This is a genomic window from Chitinophagaceae bacterium (assembly GCA_016713085.1).
Taxonomy (GTDB): Bacteria; Bacteroidota; Bacteroidia; order Chitinophagales; family Chitinophagaceae; genus Lacibacter.
On sequence record JADJPV010000006.1, the window covers coordinates 38,865 to 64,961 of the forward strand.

18 protein-coding genes, 7 pseudogenes and 1 riboswitch are annotated in these 26,097 nt (G+C 39.3%); of the genes and pseudogenes, 5 read left to right on the forward strand and 20 right to left on the reverse strand.

From position 1 onward, the window contains the following. Window positions 1-191: 191 nt before the first annotated feature. Window positions 192-331, reverse strand: a riboswitch (SAM riboswitch). A 71-nt stretch (window positions 332-402) separates the two neighbouring features. Continuing rightward, entirely contained in the window at window positions 403-861 is a 459-nt protein-coding gene (locus IPK31_21000) for a hypothetical protein (protein ID MBK8090181.1), read from the reverse strand. 281 nt (window positions 862-1,142) lie between these two features. Here IPK31_21000 and uvrA point away from each other — a divergent pair, with 281 nt between their 5' ends. Then, window positions 1,143-3,977 (forward strand): excinuclease ABC subunit UvrA, encoded by a 2,835-nt coding sequence (gene uvrA, locus IPK31_21005; GenBank protein ID MBK8090182.1) that lies wholly within the window; start codon window positions 1,143-1,145, stop codon window positions 3,975-3,977. A 348-nt stretch (window positions 3,978-4,325) separates the two neighbouring features. Here uvrA and IPK31_21010 read toward each other — a convergent pair whose 3' ends face one another. The 8 genes from IPK31_21010 to IPK31_21045 form a co-directional block, all read right to left on the reverse strand. Then, window positions 4,326-5,321 (reverse strand): hypothetical protein, encoded by a 996-nt coding sequence (locus IPK31_21010; protein MBK8090183.1) that lies wholly within the window; start codon window positions 5,319-5,321, stop codon window positions 4,326-4,328. 156 nt (window positions 5,322-5,477) lie between these two features. Beyond that, the gene (locus IPK31_21015) at window positions 5,478-5,939 is read right to left on the reverse strand and encodes a GNAT family N-acetyltransferase (GenBank protein ID MBK8090184.1); all 462 of its coding nucleotides are present in this window, start codon (window positions 5,937-5,939) and stop codon (window positions 5,478-5,480) included. Window positions 5,940-5,951: 12 nt separating this feature from the next. Beyond that, window positions 5,952-7,214 carry a replication-associated recombination protein A gene (locus tag IPK31_21020; protein ID MBK8090185.1) on the reverse strand — a complete coding sequence of 421 codons (1,263 nt, stop codon included), beginning with the start codon at window positions 7,212-7,214 and terminating at the stop codon, window positions 5,952-5,954. A gap of 42 nt (window positions 7,215-7,256) precedes the next feature. Further along, window positions 7,257-7,790: a hypothetical protein gene (locus IPK31_21025; GenBank protein ID MBK8090186.1), complete on the reverse strand. Its 534-nt coding sequence runs from the start codon at window positions 7,788-7,790 to the stop codon at window positions 7,257-7,259. A gap of 45 nt (window positions 7,791-7,835) precedes the next feature. Beyond that, the gene (aspS, locus tag IPK31_21030; GenBank protein ID MBK8090187.1) at window positions 7,836-9,662 is read right to left on the reverse strand and encodes an aspartate--tRNA ligase; all 1,827 of its coding nucleotides are present in this window, start codon (window positions 9,660-9,662) and stop codon (window positions 7,836-7,838) included. A 175-nt stretch (window positions 9,663-9,837) separates the two neighbouring features. Next, window positions 9,838-10,218 carry a hypothetical protein gene (locus IPK31_21035; protein MBK8090188.1) on the reverse strand — a complete coding sequence of 127 codons (381 nt, stop codon included), beginning with the start codon at window positions 10,216-10,218 and terminating at the stop codon, window positions 9,838-9,840. A 116-nt stretch (window positions 10,219-10,334) separates the two neighbouring features. Continuing rightward, complete coding sequence (gene dnaJ / locus IPK31_21040; GenBank protein MBK8090189.1) at window positions 10,335-11,507, reverse strand: molecular chaperone DnaJ; 1,173 nt, start codon at window positions 11,505-11,507, stop codon at window positions 10,335-10,337. 81 nt (window positions 11,508-11,588) lie between these two features. Further along, a complete protein-coding gene (locus IPK31_21045; protein ID MBK8090190.1) occupies window positions 11,589-12,134 on the reverse strand; it encodes a nucleotide exchange factor GrpE in 546 nt (181 codons plus the stop codon). Between the two features lie 187 nt (window positions 12,135-12,321). On the opposite strand from IPK31_21045, the pseudogene IPK31_21050 reads away from it, so the two are divergent. Further along, window positions 12,322-13,493 (forward strand): annotated as a pseudogene (locus IPK31_21050) (class I SAM-dependent rRNA methyltransferase). Window positions 13,494-13,607: 114 nt separating this feature from the next. Here IPK31_21050 and IPK31_21055 read toward each other — a convergent pair. The 4 genes and pseudogenes from IPK31_21055 to IPK31_21070 all read right to left on the reverse strand — a co-directional run bounded on the left by IPK31_21055 (window position 13,608) and on the right by IPK31_21070 (window position 16,115). Next, a complete protein-coding gene (locus tag IPK31_21055; GenBank protein ID MBK8090191.1) occupies window positions 13,608-13,967 on the reverse strand; it encodes a T9SS type A sorting domain-containing protein in 360 nt (119 codons plus the stop codon). Between the two features lie 102 nt (window positions 13,968-14,069). After that, window positions 14,070-14,540, reverse strand: coding sequence for a redoxin domain-containing protein (locus tag IPK31_21060; GenBank protein MBK8090192.1), 471 nt, complete (start codon window positions 14,538-14,540; stop codon window positions 14,070-14,072). Window positions 14,541-14,634: 94 nt separating this feature from the next. Then, window positions 14,635-15,569: pseudogene (locus IPK31_21065) on the reverse strand (LysR family transcriptional regulator). A 123-nt stretch (window positions 15,570-15,692) separates the two neighbouring features. After that, the gene (locus tag IPK31_21070) at window positions 15,693-16,115 is read right to left on the reverse strand and encodes a hypothetical protein (protein MBK8090193.1); all 423 of its coding nucleotides are present in this window, start codon (window positions 16,113-16,115) and stop codon (window positions 15,693-15,695) included. 161 nt (window positions 16,116-16,276) lie between these two features. Between IPK31_21070 and IPK31_21075 the strand changes: the two are divergent. The 3 pseudogenes from IPK31_21075 (at window position 16,277) to recN (ending at window position 20,056) form a co-directional block, all read left to right on the forward strand. Beyond that, a pseudogene (locus tag IPK31_21075) lies at window positions 16,277-17,373 on the forward strand (Nif3-like dinuclear metal center hexameric protein). Window positions 17,374-17,535: 162 nt separating this feature from the next. Continuing rightward, window positions 17,536-18,290, forward strand: a pseudogene (locus IPK31_21080) (hypothetical protein). Window positions 18,291-18,401: 111 nt separating this feature from the next. Beyond that, a pseudogene (gene recN / locus IPK31_21085) lies at window positions 18,402-20,056 on the forward strand (DNA repair protein RecN). Window positions 20,057-20,070: 14 nt separating this feature from the next. Here recN and IPK31_21090 read toward each other — a convergent pair. The 7 genes and pseudogenes from IPK31_21090 to kduI form a co-directional block, all read right to left on the reverse strand. Next, window positions 20,071-20,667: a class I SAM-dependent methyltransferase gene (locus IPK31_21090; protein MBK8090194.1), complete on the reverse strand. Its 597-nt coding sequence runs from the start codon at window positions 20,665-20,667 to the stop codon at window positions 20,071-20,073. 5 nt (window positions 20,668-20,672) lie between these two features. Continuing rightward, window positions 20,673-20,972 (reverse strand): thioredoxin, encoded by a 300-nt coding sequence (gene trxA, locus IPK31_21095; protein MBK8090195.1) that lies wholly within the window; start codon window positions 20,970-20,972, stop codon window positions 20,673-20,675. A gap of 216 nt (window positions 20,973-21,188) precedes the next feature. Then, window positions 21,189-22,771: pseudogene (locus tag IPK31_21100) on the reverse strand (MFS transporter). Between the two features lie 59 nt (window positions 22,772-22,830). Further along, complete coding sequence (locus tag IPK31_21105) at window positions 22,831-23,493, reverse strand: bifunctional 4-hydroxy-2-oxoglutarate aldolase/2-dehydro-3-deoxy-phosphogluconate aldolase (GenBank protein ID MBK8090196.1); 663 nt, start codon at window positions 23,491-23,493, stop codon at window positions 22,831-22,833. Between the two features lie 141 nt (window positions 23,494-23,634). Continuing rightward, a complete protein-coding gene (locus IPK31_21110; protein ID MBK8090197.1) occupies window positions 23,635-24,084 on the reverse strand; it encodes a YhcH/YjgK/YiaL family protein in 450 nt (149 codons plus the stop codon). A 73-nt stretch (window positions 24,085-24,157) separates the two neighbouring features. Beyond that, the gene (locus IPK31_21115; protein ID MBK8090198.1) at window positions 24,158-25,183 is read right to left on the reverse strand and encodes a sugar kinase; all 1,026 of its coding nucleotides are present in this window, start codon (window positions 25,181-25,183) and stop codon (window positions 24,158-24,160) included. A 25-nt stretch (window positions 25,184-25,208) separates the two neighbouring features. Further along, window positions 25,209-26,037, reverse strand: a pseudogene (gene kduI / locus IPK31_21120) (5-dehydro-4-deoxy-D-glucuronate isomerase). Window positions 26,038-26,097: the final 60 nt, after the last annotated feature.

Below are 26,097 nucleotides of genomic sequence, written 5' to 3' on the forward strand. Positions count from 1 at the left end.
TTTGTCAATGCTTTGAAAAACGATTGTTTGTTTCATCTTTTTACAATTGTGCTGAACAATGATGTTACAAGGTTCTGTATACACAAATCAATAGAGGAATGAGGAGCTGATCGGTTGTAAAACAAAAAAGCTCACCCGATAGAATCAGATGAGCTTTAGTATATATAAGTTTTGCTAAAAGCTTGGAATCTGACTTATCTGGCCCTGACATTACTGTCCGGGATGGAATTGGCACCTTTTCTCTTCATTATCCTCCGTACACTGAAAGAAAATAAGAGAGAGGTTGTCAAGGCTTCATCGGGCCATTACCCTCTGCCTTTCTTGATAAGTGAAATAAAGAACTGGCGCAAATTTAGTAACAAATGGCTCAATCAGCCAAATGTTTTTAGCTAACAAATGTTTTTATACGGCAGCCTGCAATTCCTTTGTAAATATCAATGCTGCTAACACAGAGGGAATCAATGCTTTGAGCTGGGCTGATTTTTCAACAGCATTTGAATAATTTAAAGGAATAGATGCTACGAGTTTATGTTGTGGTGCTGCTTCATCTTCAAGCATTACTTCTATTGTGTTTCCCTCATGAATGGCAAATTTAAACTGCTCATGTTCTTCTGTAGTTGCAGAACCATTCAGCATCTGCTCATCATTATAATGGATACGTCCTATTGTAATACCGTACTCATTCCTTATAAGCTGAAACAACTTGCTGAACACTCGTTTCCCAATAAAAATACTTCTCCTGATTGTGCCGCATTCAAGCCTGAAGCTATCAGTTGAGGGACTTAATCTTAATGTAAACCGATGTTCATGCCCGTCATCATTTAAAACCATTGGAACAGCATTGTAAACTGTGATGCTCATACTTGTAAGTTTTATTTTTTATGAATGGCAGGTTGTAAGTCACCGTTAAGTTAGGACGATGCCCTGCAAAAGGGGGCAGATTTTGGCTCAACTTTTCCACATCACAATTTCTTAACATTGGGAAGATCCTGCTGTGGAATATTTATTACTCTGTTACTGCTGCTTATTAAACAGCTAACCTGTTGAGGGCCATGTATAGATGGCTCACAAAATCTTACCTCTGCTGATAAAAGATTTCACGGTAAATTCGTTTCCCGGCTATTTTGACCGGGTTCCAAATTATGAGCGACTTAGTAAATGATCAGATAGAGGTTTCAGGCGCAAGGGTGCATAACCTGAAAAATATTGATGTAAGTATTCCTAAAAATAAGCTGGTTGTAATTACCGGCATTAGTGGTAGCGGCAAATCTTCTTTAGCATTTGATACAATTTATGCAGAAGGTCAGCGCCGGTATATGGAAACTTTTGGTGCATATGCCAGGCAGTTTGTTGGCGATATGGAACGGCCCGATGTTGATAAAATCACCGGGCTCTCTCCCGTTATTTCGATTGAGCAAAAAACAACCAATAAAAACCCTCGCTCAACAGTTGGTACTATAACCGAAGTGTATGACTTCCTTCGTTTGCTGTTTGCAAGAGTTGGTGAAGCCTATTCATACAACACAGGTAAGAAAATGGTGAAGTGGAGCGAAGAAGAAATTGTTGAAAATATTTTCCAGCGATTTGACGAACAGAAAATCTTATTACTTGCTCCATTGGTAAGAGGACGTAAAGGACATTACCGTGAATTGTTTGAAGACATAAGGAAGAAAGGTTTTGTAAAAGTGCGGATCGATGGTGAAGTAAAAGATCTTGTTCCAAAAATGCAGGTTGACCGTTACAAGATTCATGATATTGAAGTGGTGGTTGACCGTTTGAAAGTAAGTGATGATTTCAAAGTGCGCATCAGCCAGAGTGTACAGCAAACATTAAAGTTGGGAAAAGACCTGATGTTTATTGGAACAGAAAAAGGTGCTGTTGTTTCTTATTCCAAGCAGCTGATGTGTGAAGATACAGGGCTCAGTTATGAAGAACCATCACCCAATGCATTTTCATTTAACTCACCTTATGGTGCATGCCCAACCTGTAAAGGATTGGGAAATGTGTATACCATTGATATGGAACTTGTACTTCCAGACAAAACAAAAACAGTGAAGGAAGGTGGTATTGCTCCTTTAGGTGAAGAACGGGAAGCCAGTGTGTTTCAGCAAGTGATTGCTTTTGCAAAAAAGTATAAGATCAAATTAGATCTACCTGTAAAAGATTTAACGAAAGAACAATTAGAATTACTGTTGTTTGGTGATAAAAATATCAATGCGTCACTTGAAGTGGATCCGGGCGATGAAACAGTACCCCAGGAATATACAGGAAGTTATGAGGGTATTATTCCAATGCTGAAACGTTGGTTCGTTTCACCAAACAGTACAGAAGCTCTGCGTGACTGGGTAACACAATTTATGACATTGCAAACCTGTGGCAGCTGCAATGGTGCAAGATTAAAGAAAGAAAGTTTATGGTTTAAAGTTGAAGATAGAAATATTGCTGAGTTAAGTGAATTGAACCTCGATAATCTTGCTGCATGGTTTGATGGACTGGAACTCCGTATCAGTAACAGGCAGGCAGCAATTGGAAAAGATGTATTAAAAGAAATCAGGGAACGTTTACAATTTCTCTTGAATGTTGGGTTGACTTATCTCACATTAAACCGTTCTTCAAAATCATTGAGTGGTGGTGAAAGCCAGCGTATCCGTTTGGCAACACAGATCGGATCTCAACTGCAGGGCATCACTTATATTTTAGATGAACCGAGTATCGGTTTGCATCAAAGGGATAATCACCGTTTAATAGATGCATTGAAAAATCTAAGGGATGTAGGCAACAGTGTGCTGGTTGTTGAACATGATAAAGATATTATGCTTGCTGCTGATCATTTGATCGATGTTGGACCGCAGGCAGGGAAACATGGTGGTACAATTGTTTCAGCAGGAACTCCAAAACAAGTTCTTGCATCAGGCAGTGACACAGCTAAATATCTGAATGGTGAAAAGAAGATTGCAATACCAGCTGAAAGAAGAAAGGGCAATGGGAAATTTATAGAATTAAAAGGATCAACAGGTAACAACCTGCAGAATGTAAACATTAAACTTCCTCTCGGCAAACTGATTGTTGTAACAGGAGTAAGTGGCAGTGGCAAGAGTACACTCATCAATGAAACACTCTATCCAATTCTCAACAAATATTGTTACGATTCAAAAGCGATTCCAATGCCTTATAAATCCATTAAGGGATTGGAACATATTGATAAAGTAATTGAAATTGATCAGTCACCTATTGGCCGTACGCCAAGAAGTAACCCTGCCACCTATTGCGGATTTTTTACTGAGATCAGGACTTTATTTGCGGCAATACCTGAAGCAAAGATTCGTGGATACAATGCAGGAAGGTTTTCTTTCAATGTAAAAACCGGGCGTTGTGATGTTTGTGAAGGCGGAGGCATGCGTGTTATTGAAATGAATTTCCTTCCCGATGTTTATGTCCATTGTGAGAAATGTAATGGCAAACGATATAACAGGGAAACATTAGAAATCCGTTACAAAGGAAAATGCATTGCCGACATACTGGACATGACTGTTGAAGAAGCAGTTGATTTTTTTCAGCCTGTTCCATACCTGTACCGCAAAATAAAAGTACTGGCAGATGTTGGGCTTGGTTATATCACACTTGGTCAGAGTGCTGTTACATTAAGCGGTGGTGAAGCACAGCGTGTAAAACTTTCAACTGAGTTGGGAAAAAAAGATACCGGCAAAACGTTTTATATTCTTGATGAGCCTACAACAGGTTTGCATTTCCAGGATATTCAGCATCTGCTGGATGTATTAAATAAATTAACCGACAGAGGAAACACCGTTCTGGTAATTGAACACAACATGGATGTCATTAAAGTGGCAGATCATATTATTGATCTTGGACCTGAGGGTGGTGATGGTGGCGGACAAATTTTATTTGAAGGAACTCCCGAAGAATTATTAGAATGTAAAGAAAGTTATACTGCACAGTTTTTAAAACCAGAAATGTAATTCTTTCACTCAGTACATAAAAAAAGAGCCCCCGACGCATCGGGGGCAATGGATAGAGTACGGACCAAGAGAAACAAAGCAAAGCATGGTGAAAAGAATATTAGTCACTGGTTCTCGTTTTAGATTTTCACAGGATTGGAAAACTTAAGAGAGGGTACGGACTAAAATTAATTACATACTTTGCTTAAAGAGTTACAGGTATAATTTCTTTTTGAATATAAATAAGATAACATAAAGCGTTATCAGGCCTACACGGAGTAGCCAGATAGAAAGCTGCGGATTTAATTTTTGGATTAAAGTTTTCATTTTAAAAGAGGGATTGGGTATGGATTATTTATTCTTCTCAGTTTAGAAGTACTGCGGACACTTCATCGAATTTTTATTTTTAAACCAGTCAGCATATACATCACCGATCTTCCAGGTTAAACGGAAAGTACTTGAAAAATAAGAGTCATTCCGTAAGGGATTTCCTCTTTTCTTTCCCGGTTCATAAGGAGTATATCCTGGTGAGCTTGATGGATAAAACGAACTCGGATTTGCCATGAATTTTGCAATGGCAGCCTGGCTCGGTGAAAGATATATATCAAACAGAGCCGGATCAATAAACTTCGTACTTACGTCATCAATATAATCACTCCCGGTTTTACGGTGAATGAATTCAACACCTAATGTCAGTCTTTCAGTAATGTCATATTTGAAACCTACACCTAAAGGAATGCAATAAGATGTAAGGCTGTATTCAGGATTACCTGTTTCAACCATTCCCTGCCCTTCTAATCTTAATGGTTTCAGATCAACCCATGTTTCTGTTCCTGCAGGGCTTGTATATAATCCTTGTGGATTAAACTTCAATACTCCTATTCCGCCAATAAGATATGGCCTGAATCTTGGTAAACCCCAGCCATTCTTTACACTGAAAAAAGCTGTTGGATACAATTCAATTGCAGCGTATGCTTCATATAAAGGAGAACGAAAAGTAAGGTTTCTGTATTTGCGTGCACCTTCCCAGTTATCAGTAGGTTGCTTTTGTTTAATTAAACGGTCATCGCCTTCCATCTGGCCAATGTTACCTGCAATTCTGAAACCTATCCATTCTGATGGATAATAAGAAGCAGAGATACCGCCAACGATATTTGTTACTGGAAAATTATTGTCTTTAGGGCCAAAAGTTCCTTTGCCTCTATTACCACCCAGGTCGCCAAGAAAGCTCATAGGACCAGCATTAATACCGATCTCAAATCTTGAGTTAGCAGTAGTTAATCCTACCTGCGCATTCGCAGAATGAATGAATAAAGTAAAAAGGAAAAAAGCGTACAGGAAATACTGAGGAGTACGAATTTTCATAGTTTTGGATATTTGGTTTTTCTGATACTGGATATAACATGGCAATATTAAACAACAAATTCTGAAGTTCAAAATTATTTCTTTAGCATTTTTAGTGTAAACCCTTACTGGCATGGGCTTTTAGGTGCTTTTACTAAACACCATTCGTAAAAATACTTATTGGTTTTTAAAAAAACGAATCATTTCAACATGTTCTATTCCATCTTCCAAATAAACTTCTCCTGACCTTTCAAATCCCAGTGATGAATAAAATTTCAACAGGTATAATTGTGCCCCGATTTTAATATCCTGTTCGCCAAACAGTTTACAGCAATGAGCTATGGCTGTATTCATTAACTCTCTTCCAGCTCCTTCTTTACGTGCTGCAGGATTTGTTACTACTCTTCCTATTGAAGGTTGTACATACGCTAAGCCCTGGGGTAATATTCTGCTGTAAGCCATGAGTTGTTTGTCATCAGCCCACCCCATTAAATGCCAGCTTTGCTGATCTTTAAAATCAGCATCCTGGAACACGCAATTCTGTTCTACTACAAATACCTCATTCCTTAACCACATGATGGCATACAACTCATGCGGAGTTAATTCATCAAATTTTTTGATTGCCCAATTTAATTTCATTATTCAAAATGCTTAATAGTTATATTTTTCTTTCCAGAGTTGTTTTAAAAACTTACGCAGTTCTTCTTCCCTTGCATTTTTACCGGGTTCATAAAATGTTGTTCCGCTTATTTTATCAGGTAAGTATTCCTGTGAAGAAAAATTATTTTCATAGCTATGTGAATACTGATAGCCTTTGCCATAATCCAAATTCTTCATCAGCTTCGTTGGTGCATTTCGAATATGCAAGGGAACAGGCAGATCACCATACATTCTTACCGCTTCTTCTGCTTTGCCAATAGCTGCAACAGCAGCATTACTTTTTGCTGATGATGCTAAATAAGTTGCACATTGCGATAAAATAATTTTTGATTCGGGATAACCAATCTTATTTACCGCATCAAATGTTGCATTTGCCAGCAGCAATGCATTGGGGTTGGCATTGCCAATATCTTCACTGGCAAGTATTACTAACCTGCGTGCAATGAATTTCACATCTTCTCCGCCATCAATCATTCTTGCCAGCCAATATACAGCGGCATTGGGGTCGCTGCAACGGATAGATTTGATAAATGCTGAAATGATATCATAGTGCTGTTCCCCACTCTTATCATACAAAGCCATCTTTTGCTGAATAGTGTGCAAGACCAGTTCATCTGTAATCACTAACTCATCTTCTATTGATGTATCGGTTACAATTTCAAGCAGGTTCAACAGTTTTCTTGCATCACCACCACTTAAACGGAGCTTTGCTTCCGTTTGCTTCACCTTAATTTTTGTTGTTTGTAAAATGCTGTCTTCTGCTATTGCTTTGTTTAATAACTGCAGCAGATCTTTTTCTTCCAGGGCTTTTAATACAAAAACCTGGCATCGGCTGAGCAAGGCGCTGTTTACTTCAAAGGAAGGGTTTTCTGTGGTGGCACCAATAAGTGTAATGATTCCTTTTTCAACTGCACCCAATAATGCATCTTGCTGACCTTTATTGAAACGGTGAATTTCATCAATAAATAAAATGGCTTTGGGTTCTTTCTTTGCCTGTTCAATCACTTCACGAACTTCTTTTACGCCACTGCTAATAGCACTGAGCTGATAATAAGATGCCTTAACCGTATGTGCAATGATATTGGCGATAGTTGTTTTACCAACACCAGGCGGCCCCCACAAAATCATACTGGGAATATGACCGCTTGCTATTGCCTTTTGCAAAATACTCCCTTGCCCTGTTAAGTGCTGCTGACCAACAAGGTCAGTTAATATTGCCGGTCTTAAACGTTCTGCTAATGGAGCCTGCTGCATAGAGGCAAGTTACAGAAATTATGAAGCTTCTGAATAAGCTGATCAATCAATTCCTGCAGAATGTGTGTCATCTGTTTTCTTCTCATCAAAAAGGTGTGCATACTGCTTCAGCAAACGAAAGGTCATAGAAATATGAGCACCCAGAATCACTGCATAGAAAAGAAAGAACAAAAGAAACGCCTGCATAAATTTGAGTGCCAATCCCATAGTTAACGGTGATTTCGGAGGTTGCTTTGACGCCATTTCTTTAGCAATATCCTTTATTGCAGTGGGGTTACTTAACTCTGAGATCGAAAAAAAAGCAAGCATCATTACGAATACAAATGATAAATAGGCATTTATATTAATCAGGTCTTTTGTTTTCGGTTTAAGCTGCTGCTTGCCATCTATTCCGTTAAGAAGAAAAAAGAAACTGGCGAAACTATAAATTACAGCTGCAACCAAAACAAACACTTCCAGTAATATTTCCGGGTTACTCAATCCAACAAGTAATAAAAAAAAGGATACAATGCCAAGAAGAGCAGCGATAGCAATAAGAAAGTAAGAGAAGATGCGATAAAGCACTAATGATTTCATAAAATACATTCTGTTTATGTGTCAGACAACCTGAGTTGTCAGACACTATTTCAAATCAAGCTTTATCTGTAATTCGTCAAATTGTTTTGCATCAATTGTACTCGGGGCATCCAGCATTACATCTCTTCCTGAATTGTTTTTCGGGAAAGCAATAAAATCACGGATACTTTCACTGCCGCCAAGGATAGCACACAAACGATCGAAACCAAATGCAATTCCACCATGCGGCGGTGCACCATATTCAAATGCACCCAGTAAAAATCCAAACTTATGCTGCTGTTCTTCTGCATCCATACCAAGAGCTGCAAACATTTTTTCCTGCAGTTCACGCTGGTAAATACGGATAGAACCACCACCAATTTCATTACCATTCAGCACCATATCATAAGCATTGGCTTTGATAGTGGCGTAAGGATGTTTCAGATACTCAGCCGCATTTTCAATAACCGGGGTGTTATCGATCATTGTTTCAATCTGGTCGGGCTTGGGACTTGTAAACGGATGATGTCTTGCAACCCAGCGGTTGTCTTCTTCCGCATATTCAAACAACGGGAAGTCAAGCACCCACAGTAATTTAAAATCACCTGCTTTACGCATACCCAGTTTATCGGCCATATACATACGCAGATCACTGATGGCTTTACGTGTACGTTCTTCTGCACCTGCAAGAACTAAAATCAAGTCACCGGCTTTTGCATTCGATGCTTCAGCTATAGCTTTCAATTTTTCTTCACTGTAAAATTTATCTACACTGCTTTTGAATGTTCCATCAGCATTTACTTTAATAAACACCAGCCCCTTCATTCCAATCTGCGGACGCTTCACCCACTCTGTTAATTCATCCGTTTGCTTGCGTGTATATTCACTGCAACCGGGAACAGCAATAGCAACAACAGTTTCAGCTTCATCAAATACTTTGAAATCAACTCCATCAATCAATGCTGATTGATTTTGTTTTGCTGGGAATGTATGTGCAGGGAATTTGATATTGCAGATCTTCAGATCGAAACGGATATCAGGTTTATCGTTTCCGTATTGCCACATGGCTTCTTCCCATGTCATGCGTTCAACAACTTCAGTATAATCGATATTCTTAACGTCTTTAAAAATGGCTTTCACCATTCCTTCGAACATGCTCAGGATATCTTCCTGTTCAACAAAGGCCATTTCACAATCGATCTGTGTAAACTCAGGCTGACGGTCGGCACGCAGATCCTCATCACGAAAACATTTTACAATTTGATAGTAACGGTCGTAACCACTTACCATCAGCAACTGTTTGAATGTTTGCGGCGATTGTGGCAATGCATAAAACTGTCCCGGGTTCATTCTGCTTGGAACAACAAAATCTCTTGCACCTTCAGGTGTTGATTTAATTAAGAACGGTGTTTCAATATCCATGAACCCGTTATTGTGCAGGTAATTTCTTGCAGCACGGTTTACAGCATAACGCAGTTCAATGTTTCTTTTCACTGCATTGCGACGCAGATCAAGAAAACGATACTTCATTCTTAAATCATCACCACCATCTGTATCATCCTGTATCGTGAAAGGAGGAACAGCTGATTTATTTAATACTTTAAATGATTGTACAAGAATTTCAACATCACCTGTTGCAATGTTTGCATTTTTATTACTGCGTTCATTCACAGTTCCGGTAACCTGCAACACAAACTCACGACCAAGTGGATTTTCGTCCAGCAGTTTATTCAAATCTTCTCCAAACAATAACTGAGTAATACCATAACGGTCACGCAGATCAACGAAGGTGATACTTCCAAACTTTCTTACTGTTTGCACCCATCCGGCTAATGTTACGGTGTTGCCGGCATGATTGCTTCTTAATTCACCACAGGTATGAGAACGGTACATGTAAACTTCTGATTTTGATAATGATTGAATTTGCCACTAAAGCACCAAGTCGCAAAGAACACCCAAAGGATTCCTTTGTGAACTTCCTGTCTTTGAGTCTTTGTGGCTAAATGCAGGGCGCAAAGATAATTATTGAGAGCCAACCAACTGAGATGGAATTAAACTGTTTTCTGAATCATTTGTCCCTGAATCTGCGGCTGGTAAAATGGAGGTAATAATAAACAGCAAGAATAAGAAGCCCGATAGAAAAAGGGATCAATGCAATGCGCCGCAGCCCATAAATACCCTCATCTATCCCATAAAACTCACCGACCATCCAGGTACAGTTGGCAATAATCCAGAATACAACAGCGAGATTATGCATGACTTCTGAAAACAACTTTCTTGTTTGCCAGGTAATAATCAGTGCTGCCAGGATAGTTGGAACAATCATGATCAGTGCCGGGATCCGCAGGTTCAATGCCCAGCAGGCATCTTTAAGCAGCCACAACAGAATATGCAGGTTTTCAATACGCCGAAACTTTGCAGGAATGGAATAGTTGTCTTTATCACTCATGTTTAAATGCAGTTAGTGAAGTAATGCAGCTGTTGCCGGGAACGGGTAAATATAATAAGAAATAAAAAATGGCGGATCGAAAACCGACCCGCCATTCAATTATTGTAAGGATACATTTAGCTGAACATTTCTTTCACTCGTTCAAAAAAGCCTTTGTCGCCTTTTTCAGGTTTTGGATGAAAATTCTGGCTCTGCTGCATTTTTTCAAGCATTGCTTTTTCTTCTGAACTTAAATGCTGCGGTGTCCAGATGTTGACATAAATCAACTGATCACCTTTTTCATAACTCTGCAAAGCAGGGAATCCCTTTCCTTTCAAACGGAATACTTTTCCGCTTTGAGTGCCGGGTGGTATTTTAATTTTTGCACGACCATCAATGGTTGGCACTTCGGCCTGGATTCCAAATGCTGCATCAGGAAATGAAATGTGCAGATCATAGGCCACATTCAAACCATCACGGTGCAGATGCGGATGTGCTTCTTCTTCAATCAACACAATCAAATCACCGGGAGCACCGCCACGTTCGCCCATATTTCCTTTTCCTGAAACACTTAACTGCATTCCCTCCTGTACACCTGCCGGTATATCAATAGAAATATTTTCTTCGCCATAAACCCTTCCTTCACCTTTGCAGGCAGTACACTTATTTGCGATGGTAGAACCTTCTCCATTACAAGTTGGACAGGTTGTTACCGTTTGCATTTGACCAAGGAAAGTATTCTGCACTCTTCTTACCTGCCCACTGCCGCCGCAGGTACCGCAGGTTTGCATACTGCTTTTATCTTTTGCACCACTACCACTGCAGGTAGTACAACTCACATATTTTTTTACTTTGATAGTCTTACTTGCACCTTTTGCAATTTCTTCATAATTCATTTTGATACGAACACGGAGATTGCTGCCTCTTACACCTCTGGATCTTCCACCGCCGCCTCTGCGTTGTCCGCCACCACCGCCAAAGAAACTGCCGAAGGGACTGTCATCACCAAAAATATCACCGAACTGGCTGAAGATATCATCCATGTTCATGTTATGGCCGCCGCCAAATCCACCACGGCCATTGCCACTAACACCAGCATGACCATAACGATCATACTGCGATTTTTTATCCGCATCACTCAATATCTCGTAAGCTTCTGCAGCTTCCTTGAATTTTTCTTCCGCTTCTTTATTACCGGGGTTACGGTCGGGGTGAAATTGCATGGCCACCTTACGGTAAGCTTTTTTAATCTCATCCGCAGTTGCAGTTTTACTTACTCCAAGTATTTCGTAAAAGTCTCTTTTCATAATAATGTGCTGATATGCTAATGTGCCAATGAGCTAATGTGGGGTGCCTTCATTAGCACATTACCGCATCAGCTAATCAACTAATTATTTCCCTACTACCACTTTTGCAAAGCGGATGATTTTATCGTTGAGCAAATATCCTTTTTCAATTTCATCCACTACTTTACCAACCATCTTATCATTTGGAGCAGGGATTTCAGTAATGGCTTCATGTTTATCTGCATCAAATTCCTGGCCCTTTGTATCCATTGCCTTTAAGCCACGGCTTTGCAGAATACTGCGGAGCTTATGAAATACCAGTTTCACTCCTTCCAGTTCTTTAGGGTCAAGTGTTTTTGAAAGCTCGGCTTCAGCACGGTCTGCATCATCCACAACTTCCAGCATGGAAATGATCACATCCTTTCCTGCAGTCTGCACCAACTCATTCCGTTCTTTCGCAGTACGGCGGCGGAAATTATCAAACTCAGCCATCAGGTAGAGATATTTGTTCTTTTCTTCTTCCACCGCTTCTTTCAGTTTTTCCAGTTCGGTTTCCTCGGCAATCTGTTCATTGAGGAGATTTGTACCCGCTGCACTTTCGTCGGTGCTGAATTCAGAAGTATTGAGGTCATTGTTATTTTGTTCTGTCATTTCGTTCGTCTTTTGTTCTTTTATGCGAAAAATTGTCGGCAAAGGTAAGCTGGACAAGAATATTGCCAATGGGCAAGATGGGACAAATTGTCTTGATAAATAGCCAAAAGCAGTTTTAAAACATACAATTCCGTGAATTTTCAATCTGTTTGGATAAGAAAAGATATAACAGATACCTTTGGCAGCTATGACAAAAGTTATTTTAAACAGGAAGATTTCGCCACGTGTTTTAAACGGTCATCCATGGGTTTTTGCCAACGAGGTAAACATGGTGAAAGGTGAAGCTGCAGGTGGCGATATTGTTGATGTGCATATGCATGATGATAAATTTCTGGGCAGAGGTTATTACAATCCTAAATCACAGATCCTTGTCCGCATACTTACAAGAAATAAAGCAGAAGAGATCAACGAAGCATTTTTTCTCAGAAAACTGAGTGAAGCATGGAAACAGCGGCAGCAATTGGGTTATACAGAGAATTGCCGTTTGGTCTTTGGCGAAGCTGATGGTTTATCGCAGCTGATCATTGATAAGTTCAACGATTATTTTGTGATTCAAACGCTGGCATTAGGCATTGACCGCTGGAAAAATGCGATTGTAAAAGCCATCCATGAAATCTTTCAGCCAAAAGGGATTTATGAACGTAACGATGTGCCTATCCGTGAACTGGAAGGTATGGAACAGAAAAAAGGATTTCTGAGTGAGCCTTTTGATACCAATATTATCATTAATGAAAATGGATTGAAGTTTTACGTAGATATTGCTAATGGACAAAAGACAGGTTATTTTCTTGATCAGCAGGATAACCGCCGGGCCATTCAGCATATTGTAAAAGATGCAGATGTATTAGGGGCATTTACTTATACCGGAACCTTTGAAATACATGCTGCACATTATGGTGCAAAAAGTGTTCACGGACTTGATATTTCTGAAAGTGCAATAGCCATGTGCAATAAAAATGCTGAGCTGAACGGAGTTGTTGATAAATGCACATTTGAATGTGTAAATGCATTTGATGTATTGAAAATTGGGTTAAAGAAGGAAGGCAATATGATGTGGTAATGCTCGATCCACCTTCTTTCACTAAATCAAGAGCAAATATTCAGAAAGCGATTGCCGGATATAAAGAAATCAATCTACGTGGAATGAAACTGGTAAAGCCGGGGGGATTTTTAGTTACCTCATCCTGTACCAACTTAGTACAGCCCGACATGTATCTGCAAACCATTCAAATGGCAGCCAATGATGCAAAAAGACAACTGAGACAGGTTACTTTTCAAACCCAGAGTTCTGATCACCCGATTATCTGGGGCTGGGAGAATACACACTATTTGAAGTTTTTGATTGTTCAGGTATTTTGAGAAGGATGTATGAAGTAAGAAGTATGAGGCAGGATGCAGTTCGCATTTGCAAAACTGATAATCACAGCAAAAAATCGTTTTATAGCGACTGATCAAATAAATAAAAAGAAGGGATTATTTTACTACCTGAAATTTTCCGCTTTCAACAACCTTACCGGTACGGTCGGTTAACTGGAAGATATAAACACCACGGAAAAAATCATTGAGATTTACTACAGTACGGGGAGAGAGGTTGTTGTTCTCTAAAACTTTCTTACCGATAAAGTTGAACACTTTTAACGAATAGTTAGAAAGATTACTGTTATCCTTAAACTCAAAATTGATGAAAGATGAAGCGGGGTTGGGAAAGAAACGAACCTGTTTAATAAGTCCTTCAGAATTATCTACAGATGGCCTGTTAGTCTGTGCAGATGCTGCAGTAGCTATTAAAAGGATACAGGATAATATGGTAAAAATTGCTTCAACGAAACAAATCTAATTTTATTACCTGCAAATTACAAGCTTTTTTTTCACAATTGTTTAAAATCTACGGACTGTACTTGAAATGGCCACCAGTAAATTTACTGGTAATTTTTCTCAGCTCAGATCAGCCAAACACTGATTAATTGCTTCAAAGTTGGGCAGGTCACCAGCTTTTTCGAGTACTTCTGCATACTGCACAACACCCTCTTTGTCAATAATAAATGCACTTCTTTTCGATACCCCTTTCATTTCCAGCTTCCATTCCTGGTAAATTGTATCGTAGGCTGTTGAGGTTTCCTTATTAAAATCGCTCAGCAGGGGAAAGTTATAACCCTGCTCTTCTTTATACTTTGCCAGTGTAAAGACCGAATCAACAGAAATGCCCAAAACCTCTGCATTGGCATTACTGTAACGGGCAATATCATCTCTTACAGCGCAAAGTTCCTTTGTACAAGTACTTGTAAATGCCTGCGGAAAGAAAAGCAAAAGCACATTTTTTCCTTTTAACTCACTGAGTGTTACTTTGTTTTTATCTGTTCCAAATAGTGAGAAATCCGGAGCCAGCTGTCCAACCTGAATACTCATACTTATAATGATTTTTCATTTACCTGATTAAGAACAAAGCAATCACCAAAAAGTTAAACTAAAAATTATTTTTCGCTTAATGCAGGAGAACTTATTAAACCGGTACAATGTTTTGACTTTTATTGTTCTTGATCTTTTCAGGAACAGCTGCAATAATTTCGTGTTTCAATGCTTCTTTAATCTCTTCTTCATAAAATCCCTGTGTACAACCATACTCACTTCTCTTGATGGTGCCGGGCTTTTAAAATGGCGGATAAGTTTCTTTTGCTCGGCAGTCATATCCAGTGTAGAGAGTTCGGGCAGTATTGTTATGCCGTCATTTAATTCAACCATCCGTCTAAGTGTTTCTATGCTTCCTGCTTCATATTCAAACTGGGTAATTGATTCACTGGCTTTCTTCAGTTCACAGAGATTCACAATCTGAGACCGAAAACAATGCCCTTCTTCCAGCAACCATAATTTTTCAGGTTCAATATCCTTTGCCAGCACATAACTCTTTTTAAATGCAGCGTTCTTGGGTGAAACATATACCAGCAATTCCTCATAAAACAGGATGTCTTCTTTTATTCCGTTTTCCTGAAGCGGGGTTACTAACAACCCGGCATCAATCCTGCCTTCACGCAACCGCTTAATGATGTATTCTGTCATCATTTCATGTACAATCAGCTTAACAGAAGGATATTTTTGGTTGAAACTTTTAGCAAACAGCGGCAATAAATAAGGAGCCAGTGTTGGAATGATTCCAATCCTGAGTTCACCGGTTAATGTACCTTTTTTGCTTTGTGCCAATTCATGAATGGCATTTCTTTCCTGCAAAATTTTGCGTGCCTGTTCTATTATTTCAATCCCTGCATCAGTTGGAATGACGGGCTGCTTCTTTCTGTCAAACAGTTTCACCCCTAATTCTTCTTCCAGCTTCTGGATCTGCATACTGAGGGTTGGCTGGGTTACAAAGCATGTTCCGGCTGCTGTTGCAAAATGGCGGTGCGTATCTACTGCCACCAGGTATTCGAGTTGCGTTAAAGTCATAGTTGAAATCTATCAATGTATAAAATTAATTGATTTAGTGATTGAACCTGCCACTACATTTCTTTAAAAAGAGAACGGGCTTCAATTTGAAGCCCGTTCTCTTTTTACTCTACTATCTTTCTTTTATTTTTTTCTCAGTTCTAAGGTTGTGAGTTTGCCATTAATGGTTTGGGTTGCTTTTACCCATGTCCAGGTGTTATCAACTATTTTCCACAAACCATTTAACCGCTGAAGAGTAATAGTTGAAGATGCGGAAAAATTAGAAGAAATCGTCATTGCATAACCATCGCCCTGCCAAGTTCCGTTTGATTCAACGGATCCTCCGTTAATTGCATCAACTGTTCTGTTTGTTTTGAATTGAAATTCGTAAGGGTCGAAATCGGGTTTGTAATCAGTTCCATCAGTATAAACTGTTACGGTCCACTTACCATCCGTCATTGCAGTAACAATCAATTCTTCTGCAACCTGTTCTTTTGTTTTCTGGATGGCCTTCTTACAGCCCGCAAGAAATGCGAAGCATAGAAAAATGTATAGTACCTGTTTCATAGATTTTGAATTTTAACGAACGATAAAACTACAATTTGTTCCCGGATTGTTTGTACCAATCTGAACGTTCCCACCTGTCCATACAATTTACGAGAGCAGATTTCAAATCATTTCGCTGCTCTATTTAACGGTCAAAGATTGATTTATCTTATTTTTAGTGCATGCAAATTGCTGAAATCATCCATTTTCTGGAGACAATTGCTCCCCCATCCCTTCAGGAGAGTTACGATAATGCAGGACTAATTACCGGTTCAGCCAGTTGGGAATGTACGGGCATCATCGTTAGTTTGGACGCTACAGAAGAAGTGATCCTGGAAGCAAAGGCAAAGGGAGCAAACCTTGTGATAGCCCACCACCCCATTGTTTTCAGCGGATTAAAAAAAATTACCGGGAAAACTTATGTGGAAAGAGCAGTCATCAGTTCTATCAAACATGATATTGCTGTTTATGCTATCCATACAAACCTCGACAATGTAATAGAAGGAGTGAATGGTGAAATGGCGGAAAAACTTGGATTGGTCAACTGCAAAATCCTGAAGCCCAAAGGTTCAACACTAAAGAAACTCTACACTTTTGTTCCAATTGCCCAGGCAGAAGCAGTTCGTACAGCTATTTTTGAAGCAGGTGCCGGTAACATCGGTAATTACAGCGAATGCAGTTTCGCTGCTTCCGGGACAGGGACTTTTAAAGCTGGAAGTGATACTAATCCGTTTGTTGGAGAGCCCGGAAAGCGGCACGAAGAGGCGGAACTGAAGATAGAGGTCGTCTTCCCTGCCTGGCTTGAAAGCCAGATAATCAGTCCTCTTTTGAAAGCCCATCCTTATGAGGAAGTGGCTTATGATATTGTTTCGCTTGACAATCAGTTTCAATCAGTTGGATCTGGACTAATTGGTGAGCTGCCGAACCCAATTTCAGAAACTGAATTCCTGCAATTGCTTAAACTCAGGTTTGGGTTACAGGTCATCAGGCATACGCCTTTCCTGCAAAAACAGGTTCAAAAGTAGCGCTTTGCGGCGGGGCGGGAAGTTTTCTTACTAAAACAGCCATTGCTGCCGGGGCAGATGTTTACATAACAGGGGATGTAAAGTACCATGAGTTTTTTGATGCTGATGGCAGGTTGCTGCTGGCCGATATCGGTCATTGGGAAAGCGAGCAGTTTACAATTGATCTTTTGGCCGATCATTTGAGCAGGAAATTCCCTACCTTTGCCGTCCTAAAAACCGGTGTAAAGACCAACCCGGTTGAGTATTTCAGATGAGTTGTTTCAGCAGCAGATAATTGAATTGCAGCGTTTTTTGAAGAACAGAATTACAAAACGTATAAGAGTGCGACGCAACAACAGATGAAGAATGAGGGAAAGCCGGTCACCCCCCAAAGCGAAAGCCACGGAGGATTAAACATTAAAAATTTCAAATTAAATATGCCTAGTACAAAAGAGTATTCCGTTGAAGAAAAACTGAAGACACTTATTCGTGTGCAGAAAATTGAAAGCAAGCTGGATCAGATCCAGATTCTGAAAGGTGAATTACCGATGGAAGTAAAAGACCTGGAAGATGAGATTGAAGGATTGAATGCACGTAAGAACCGCATTGAAGAAGAGATCAATGGCATTCAGGAATTTATGGAAAGCCGCAAGCAGGCAATCAAAGATTCACAGGCACTCGTAAAAAAATATGAAACTCAAAGTGAGAATGTAAAAAACAACCGTGAATTTGAAGCCATTAACAAAGAGCTTGAAATGCAGGGATTGGAAATTAAACTCGCTGAGAAGCATATAAAAGATGCCAACGAAGAGTTGATTGAAAAAAGCGAAGTGCTGGAAAAAGCAAAGAAAGCAATTGCTGGAAAAGAAAAGAATTTAGATCATAAAAAAGGCGAACTGGATAAAATTGTTGCTGATACTGAAAAAGAAGAAAATCAGTTAAAAGCACAGGTAAACACAGCAAGAGAATCAGTGGAAGACCGCTTGCTTGCAAGTTTCGACCGTATCCGCAACAGTTACCGTAACGGATTAGCAGTTGTTCCAATTGAAAGGGAAAGCTGTGGTGGTTGTTTCAACACCATTCCTCCTCAGCGTCAGAGCGAAATTAAACAGCATAAAAAAATCATTGTGCTGAGAAAAACTGCGGTCGTATCCTGGTTGATACTGACCTGAATGATTCAATTGATTTTTAATCTGTTTCTGATATAAATGGAAAGGGCACTTTATGGTGCCCTTTTTTTATTGATTAATTTTTCACTGTCTTTTATCTTTATCCCTCATTTAAGTTAGTTTTGAAACTGCGTATGCTGCAAAAACTTTCCATACAGAATTTTGCCATTATTGATGAACTGGCTGTTGAATTTCAGCCGGAGTTAAATACTATTACCGGTGAAACAGGTGCCGGTAAATCGATTTTATTGGGAGCTCTTGGATTAGTATTGGGCAACAGGGCTGACAGTACTGTATTAATGAACAAAGAAAAAAAGTGTGTGGTTGAAGCTTTCTTTTCTGCGGGCAATTATTCAAAAGTAAAAGATTGGTTGCAGCAGCAGGAAATGGATGAAGAAAATGAATTGATCTTGCGCAGAGAAATTGCAGCAAGTGGAAAGTCAAGAGCATTTGTCAATGATACACCAGTTAATCTTACACAATTAAAAGAACTTACTTCTTTACTGGTAGATCTGCATCAGCAATTTGACACCCTTGAACTAAGGAAGAAAATTTTCAGCGTGAAGTGCTGGATGCATTAAGCGGATGCACAAAAGAAGTAAAACAATACCACAGCAGGTTTCTACAATTTTCCAAGCTGCAAAAAGAATTACAGCTGCTGAAAGAAGAACAGCTGCAGGCAAAAAAGGAACAGGACTACAAACAGTTTTTACTGGATGAGCTTGAACAGGCATCTTTCAAAGAAAATGAACTGGAACAGATTGACCAGGAATTAAACCTGCTGAATAATGCAGGAGCGATTTCCACTGTACTGAACGATGCAGTTCTGTTATTAAAAGAAAGTGATACTCCCCTTGTGCAACAACTGAAATCATTGCTACTGAAATTGCAGCAGTATAAAGATGTGCATAGTGATTTAACATCCGTTACTGAACGTCTGCAATCTGCTCAAATAGAATTAAATGATATTGCCAATGAACTTGATCACCTTCAAAATGCAATCTGTGTGGATGAAGCAAGAATAAAGGTGATTACAGAACGTTTAGAGATTGGTTATAAATTACAAAAGAAACATGGTGTTAACAGTACAAATGAACTTTTGAAAATTCAGCAACAGCTGGAAGAACAGGTGCTGGTTGTATTGAACATGGATCAAACAATTGCTGCCAAAGAAAAAGAAACGGCAGAGTTACAAAAGCAATTACAAACTGAAGCAACTGTTATTCATAAAAAAAGAAAAGAACAGGCTGAACCATTTGTGAAGAATGTAAACACCTTACTCAACAAAGTTGGTATGCCGAATGCAAAACTAAAAGTTGAATTGAAGGAAACAGCCTTGAATCCTTTTGGAAAAGATGAGATCAGCTTTTTGTTTGATGCAAACAAGAGCAATCGTTTTGAAGCCATCAGCAAAGTAGCCAGTGGTGGTGAATTGAGCAGATTAATGCTGTGCATTAAATCACTTGTTGCAGACAGTATTGAATTACCTACTATGCTGTTCGATGAAATTGATACAGGCATCAGCGGAGAAGCAGCAAGACAGGTAGGCATCTTATTAAAAGACTTGTCAACCAATCACCAGGTGATTACGATTACACATCTTCCGCAGATTGCGGCAAAAGCATCGGCACATTATTTTGTGTATAAAGAAGAAGAAAAGAATATTATACGCACAAAAATCCGCCTGCTAAATAAAGAAGAACAAATTGAAACTATTGCACGAATGCTGAGTGGCGAAAAATTGACAGCTTCCTCATTGGTTACGGCAAAAGAAATGGTGGCGGGATAAATTCAATCAGCTCATTATATACGTTGCCCGATAAATCGCAACACTGAAGCTTTCCCTTCATGAAACGCCCCCTCTGCAAGATTTACTTCTTTCTGTTCACAACTCAGGATATGTAAGGACCGGAAATCATCACATAAAGAAGGCGCATCATACAATTGATTTTCATCTTTAGGTCCACCTGAATTTAATTTCAACTGCTCCCGCCCAAATGCTTCGAGTATTAAATAACCTCCCGGCTTGATTGAATTAATAATTTCCTGGTGAAACCTCTTTCGTGCTGCCGGAGCCATATGTACATAGATGAGGGCAACTGCATCATATAATTTAGCAGCTCTGAATGATTCAATCGCTTTTATATCATAGTTAATTTTCACCTGTTCACCTGTAGCATTGAACAAAGCTTTATCACGGGCCACAGTACTGAAATCAAATGCATCAACTACCCATCCTTTCTTTGCCGCATAGATGGCATTTCTTCCTTCGCCTTCGGCTGGCAATAAAATTGAACCCGGTTTACGCAGATCAATAAATTGCTTAAAAAAAGCATTGGGTTCATTTCCGTAAACTGTTTCATTTTCTGCATAACGCTGATCCCAGAACTGTTGCTGCATATTTTTTATTTAAGACTGTTTATCTGTGTTGCTAAAACCTGCGCAGAAACTACTCCTGATTTTCTCCACTTAATTTCACCATTCTGAAAAATGATAATTGTTGGAACACTCTGTACTGAATAGGCGTTTGCTGTAGAGGGATTTTTATCCACATCAACTTTTATAATTACAGCACTGTCACCTACCAACTGCTTGGCTTCTTTTAAAATAGGCGCCATCATTTTACAGGGGCCGCACCACTCAGCAGAAAAATCGACAATAACGGGCCGATTTCCATTAATGATCTCCTTAAATGTTTGAGCCATTTAATTCCTGATTTAATATGCAAGTTAAAATCATGGCGCTTGCCAACGGGTGATATAAGTCACAGGTTTACTATTCTTACAACCAATAATTAAGTAAGGGTTAAAGCAGAAAAGCAGAAAGCCCTTACCGGGCTTTCTGCTTCTATTTGAGAGCGTATTTTATTTTTTGCTGAGCTGCTGCTTACTGCCTGTTAATCTTACAATACAGTAACTAAATTACAGATCAGTAATCGCTTTATACTTTGGAACCAGCAATTTCATTACCGACCATGCAATAAGGTAAGCCAAAGCACAAAATGCAAACATGATTGTATAGGCAGTTGCCATTTGAGTCTGTACAAGGGGCTTTTGCAGCTCAAGCAGTTTATCAAACATAGTTGGGTCAATCGTTTGTAACTGTACAGTTACTTCCTTTGAAAGACTTCCTAACTCTGCTTTATTCAGATCGATTTTATCGCCATATTTTGTCACCAGGTTTAATCCTTCAATTCTTGAAAGATAATCACCCAATCCTGCTGCTTTTGCTTGCACCCATGAATTTGCAATACCTGTTGCACGGTATGCATCAAAAAGCCAACCGCCGCATTTTGAAACAAGCACACCACCTAATCCGCCTGCCATTCCACCAATACCTACAATTGAACCAACCGCTTTTTTGGGAAACATATCTGATACAGTCGTAAAGATATTCGCACTCCATGCCTGGTGCTGCTGTACCAATACCAATCAATAATACAGGAACCCAAAAACTATAATCACCAAATGGCTGTGCAAGTAATACCACCAATGGAATCACTGCAATTGTGAGCATCGCTTTCATACGTGCATCGTATGGCTGCAATCCCTTCTTCATAAAATAGGTGGGGAACCATCCGCCACCAATACTCCCTACCATTGTTATACTGTACAACACAGCCAACGGAACATTAATGACAGTTCCGGTCATAGCATATTTTGCTTTCAAAAAGGCTGGCAGCCAAAAAAGGAAGAACCACCAAACACCATCGGTCATGAACTTTCCAAATACAAAAGCCCAGGTTTGCTTATATCCCAGCAATTTCACCCATGATATATGTACATGTTTAATAGCGGGATCTGCTGCGGGTTCATCATCTTTATCACTTTTGATATATGCCAGTTCAGCTGCAGATAATTTTTTCTGCTGCTCAGGTTTATCATACATCCATATCCAGAATGCCAGCCATAAAAAACCAATGGCGCCTATAATAATAAATGCATATTCCCATCCCCAATGATCACCAATCCAGGGAACAGTTAATGGTGCAAGCACTGCTCCTACATTCGCACCTGAATTAAAGATCCCTGTTGCGAAGGATCGTTCTTTCTTTGGAAAATATTCAGCTGTTGCTTTAATGGCAGCAGGAAAGTTACCCGCTTCACCAATTGCAAGTACAGCTCTTGATATCATAAATCCTGCAATGGAAACAGGAACGGCAATGATACCAACCCAACCCAGCACAACTGATATTCCCTGCCCCATTGGAATAGCTAATGCATGAATCAAAGCACCCACTGACCAGATGATAATGGCCCATACATAGCCTTTCTTCGTACCCAGCTTATCAATGATACGTCCAGCAAATAGCATAGAGATGGCATATACAAACTGGAATACAGAAGTGATATTGGCATAATCACTGTTCGACCAGTTGAACAACTCGGCAAGCCGTGGTTGAAGCAGACTAAGCACCCTGCCTATCTAAATAATTAATAGTAGTAGCGAAAAAAAGTAAGGCGCAAATTGTCCACCTGTATTTACCTATGGCTTGCATCGTCATAATTTTTATTTTTTACAAAACAAAAAAAGGAACAGTGATTCCTTTTTTTATTGAGTGGTTTATTTTTTAACCGAAGCGATTAGTTCCAGTACTTCTTTTGTTGCTTTTTCAATGGCTGCATAATCTTTTGTCTCCATTAATTTCTTACTCACCAGTTTGCTTCCCATACCTACTGCACAAACACCTGCTTTATACCAACTTTCAATACTTTCCTTTGTTGTATCAACACCACCTGTTGGCATGAACAGCAGTTTTGGAAAGATATCCTTAATAGTAGTTAAAAACTCAGTACCCAGCATATTTCCGGGGAAAAGCTTAATGAATTTAACTCCTGCGTTTTCTGCAGCAATGATTTCTGATGGTGTCATACATCCGGGAGCGTAGAAAATATCATTCTCAATACAATAAGCTGCCACTTCACCAACAAAACCGGGGCTTACTAAAAAATCAGCACCTGCACTCATGTAGTCTGTTGCCTGGGCCTTATTTTTTATTGTACCAACTCCAAGTAATAAACCGGGCATTCCTGCATTTCTTACTTCCACCATTTTTTTGAAGTTGCTCAATGCAGCTTCTCCACGGTTGGTGTATTCAACTGCTTTTACTCCTGCACTATACAATGCTTTCAATACTTCAACACTAACTGTTTCATCAGGATTGAAGTACAGTGGAAGAATTCCCTGTTGAACTATAGCATCTGTTATTTGTTGTGTTTTGCTCATAATTTAATAGAAACGCTGATTACGCTGATTACAGCGGATAAGCGCAGATTTTTAGTTTAAAAAATAGATAACAGGATTGATTGGAATTTGCCTAATAATCATTTCAGCGAAAATCAGTTTCAATCTGTGTCATCTGTGTTTCTATATTTTTACTTTGATCACTAATTTTTTAATCTCCGCATCTCCAATCATCGGTGCATGCACATCTTCCGGAAAGAAAATGGCAAACTGCCCATCAGTTAATTGAAAGAACATATCAGGTGCATCATTAAAAAACAATACATCCTTTTCATCATTATATTCTCCATTGGGTGATGCGCATTTTTCTCTTGGCTTCCATCCGATGGTTTCAGTTCCGCTGATGCAAAGCTGTATATCAATATTTTTATTATGACATTCAAACTTCGAAAGACTTGCTTCTTTTGTTTTGCCGGGACCATTACTGATGATTGCCTTCAATCCTTCTGCAATATCTGACTTGCCAACTTCTGCATTCTTCATATCCGTTTGCTGAATATACTCAAATGCTTTTGCAAATAATGGATGTGCCGAAAAGTATTTTGGTGCGTTCTGTATTGTATCGATGATCATATTATAAAATTGAAAAGAAACTGAAAAACAAAAGCGGAAGACCGGGCTTCCCGATCTTCCACTTTCTTATTATTTAACGTTGTACACGGCCGCTTCCATCACCTTTCATCAGTTCTTTTACTTCTGATAAAGTTGCATGATTTAAATCGCCGGGTATTGTATGTTTCAATGCACTTGCTGCCACACCAAATTCTGCTGCTTCGCCCATCGGCATTCCTGTTACCAATCCGTAAATTAACCCGCTGGCAAAACTGTCGCCACTGCCTACACGGTCAACAATGCGAACACTGTATTGTTTTGTGTGATAAAATTCTTTACCATCATATACCAATGCACTCCAGCCATTATCACTGGCACTGTGACTTTCTCTTAAGGAAGATGCAATGAATTTAAATCCAAACTTCGCCTGCATTTGTTTGAATACATCTTTAAACCCATCCAGGTTTAGTTCACCTTTGGTTACATCAGTATGTGCAGCTTTAAAACCAAGTGTTGTATCTGCATCTTCTTCATTACCGATACAAACATCAACATACTGACAAAGTCTTGTCATTACTTCTCTTGCTTTCTCTTTGCTCCACAATTTTTTGCGGTAGTTAAGATCAATGCTTGTTGTAATACCTTTTGCTTTAGCAGCTTTTAATGCAGCTTCAGTTAAAGCAGCAGCTTTATCACTCAACGCAGGTGTAATACCGGTTGTATGAAACCAATCAGCACCTTCAAATATTTTATCAAAGTCAAATTCACTTGCATCTACATCTGCAATAGATGCACCTGCACGATCGTATACTACCTGTGATGCACGCATGGAAGCTCCTGTTTCGAGGAAATAAATTCCTAACCTGTCGCCGCCTCTTGCAACATATTGTGTATCCACACCATAACGGCGCAGATGATTGATTGCTGACTGTCCGATTGGATTAGCGGGCACTTTACTTACAAAGGTTCCGTTTAAACCATAATTACATAATGCTGCTGCAACATTGGCTTCACCGCCGCCGTATGTTACATCAAACGTATCGGCCTGTACAAAACGTTTGAAATCGGGAGTTGACAAACGCAACATGATTTCTCCCATTGTTACTACTTTCTTTGACATTTTTTGTTTGTTTTATTTTTGTTGATTATTTCAATTGTGCCACAGGTGCAGGATCCATATCGGTATAAACTAAATTTTCACCGGCCATTCCCCAGATAAATCCATAATTACTTGTGCCGCTTCCAAAATGTGTACTCCATGGTGGTGAAATGACTGCTTCATTATTTGACATTACAATATGTCTTGTTTCAGCCGGGTTACCCATGAAGTGAAACAGACGATGTTCAGGAGCCAAATCAAAATAGAAATAGGCTTCCATTCTGCGTGTATGTGTATGAGGTGGAATTGAATTCCATACACTGCCCGGAGCCAGTGTTGTTAATCCCATTACCAGCTGACAGCTTCTTATACCATCAAGATGAATGTATTTGTATACTGTTCTTTTGTTTGCTGTTTCAACTGCACCCAATTCAACAGGTGATGCCTGTTCTTTGGTGAACACTGTTGCAGGATAAACTGCATGTGCAGGTGATGATAACAGGTAAAATATTGCCGGTGCTTTTTGGAAGAGGATGCAAAGCTTACTTTTTTGTTCCTTTACCAAGATAAAGACAGGACATTTTTTCCAGATCGAATTTTTTACCATCGGCTGTTACAGTTCCTTTACCGCCAACATTAATAATTCCTATTTCTCTTCTTTCTAAAAAGTATTCTGCTCTTAATTCAGGATGGTTGGGGAGAGTGAGTGTTTTGTTAACCGGTACTGCACCACCAATGATCACACGATCATAATGTGTGTACACAAGTTTCAACTCATCATTCACCATCAGGTCCTTTACAAGGAAATTATCAATGAGCTTTTGTGTATCGAACCCTTTTGTTTCTTCCGGACCAACTGCAAATCTTATTTCCATTCCATCTTCAACAAATGTGCTTGATTTGTAATCTTTTAATTGGACTGCCGGAACTTTACT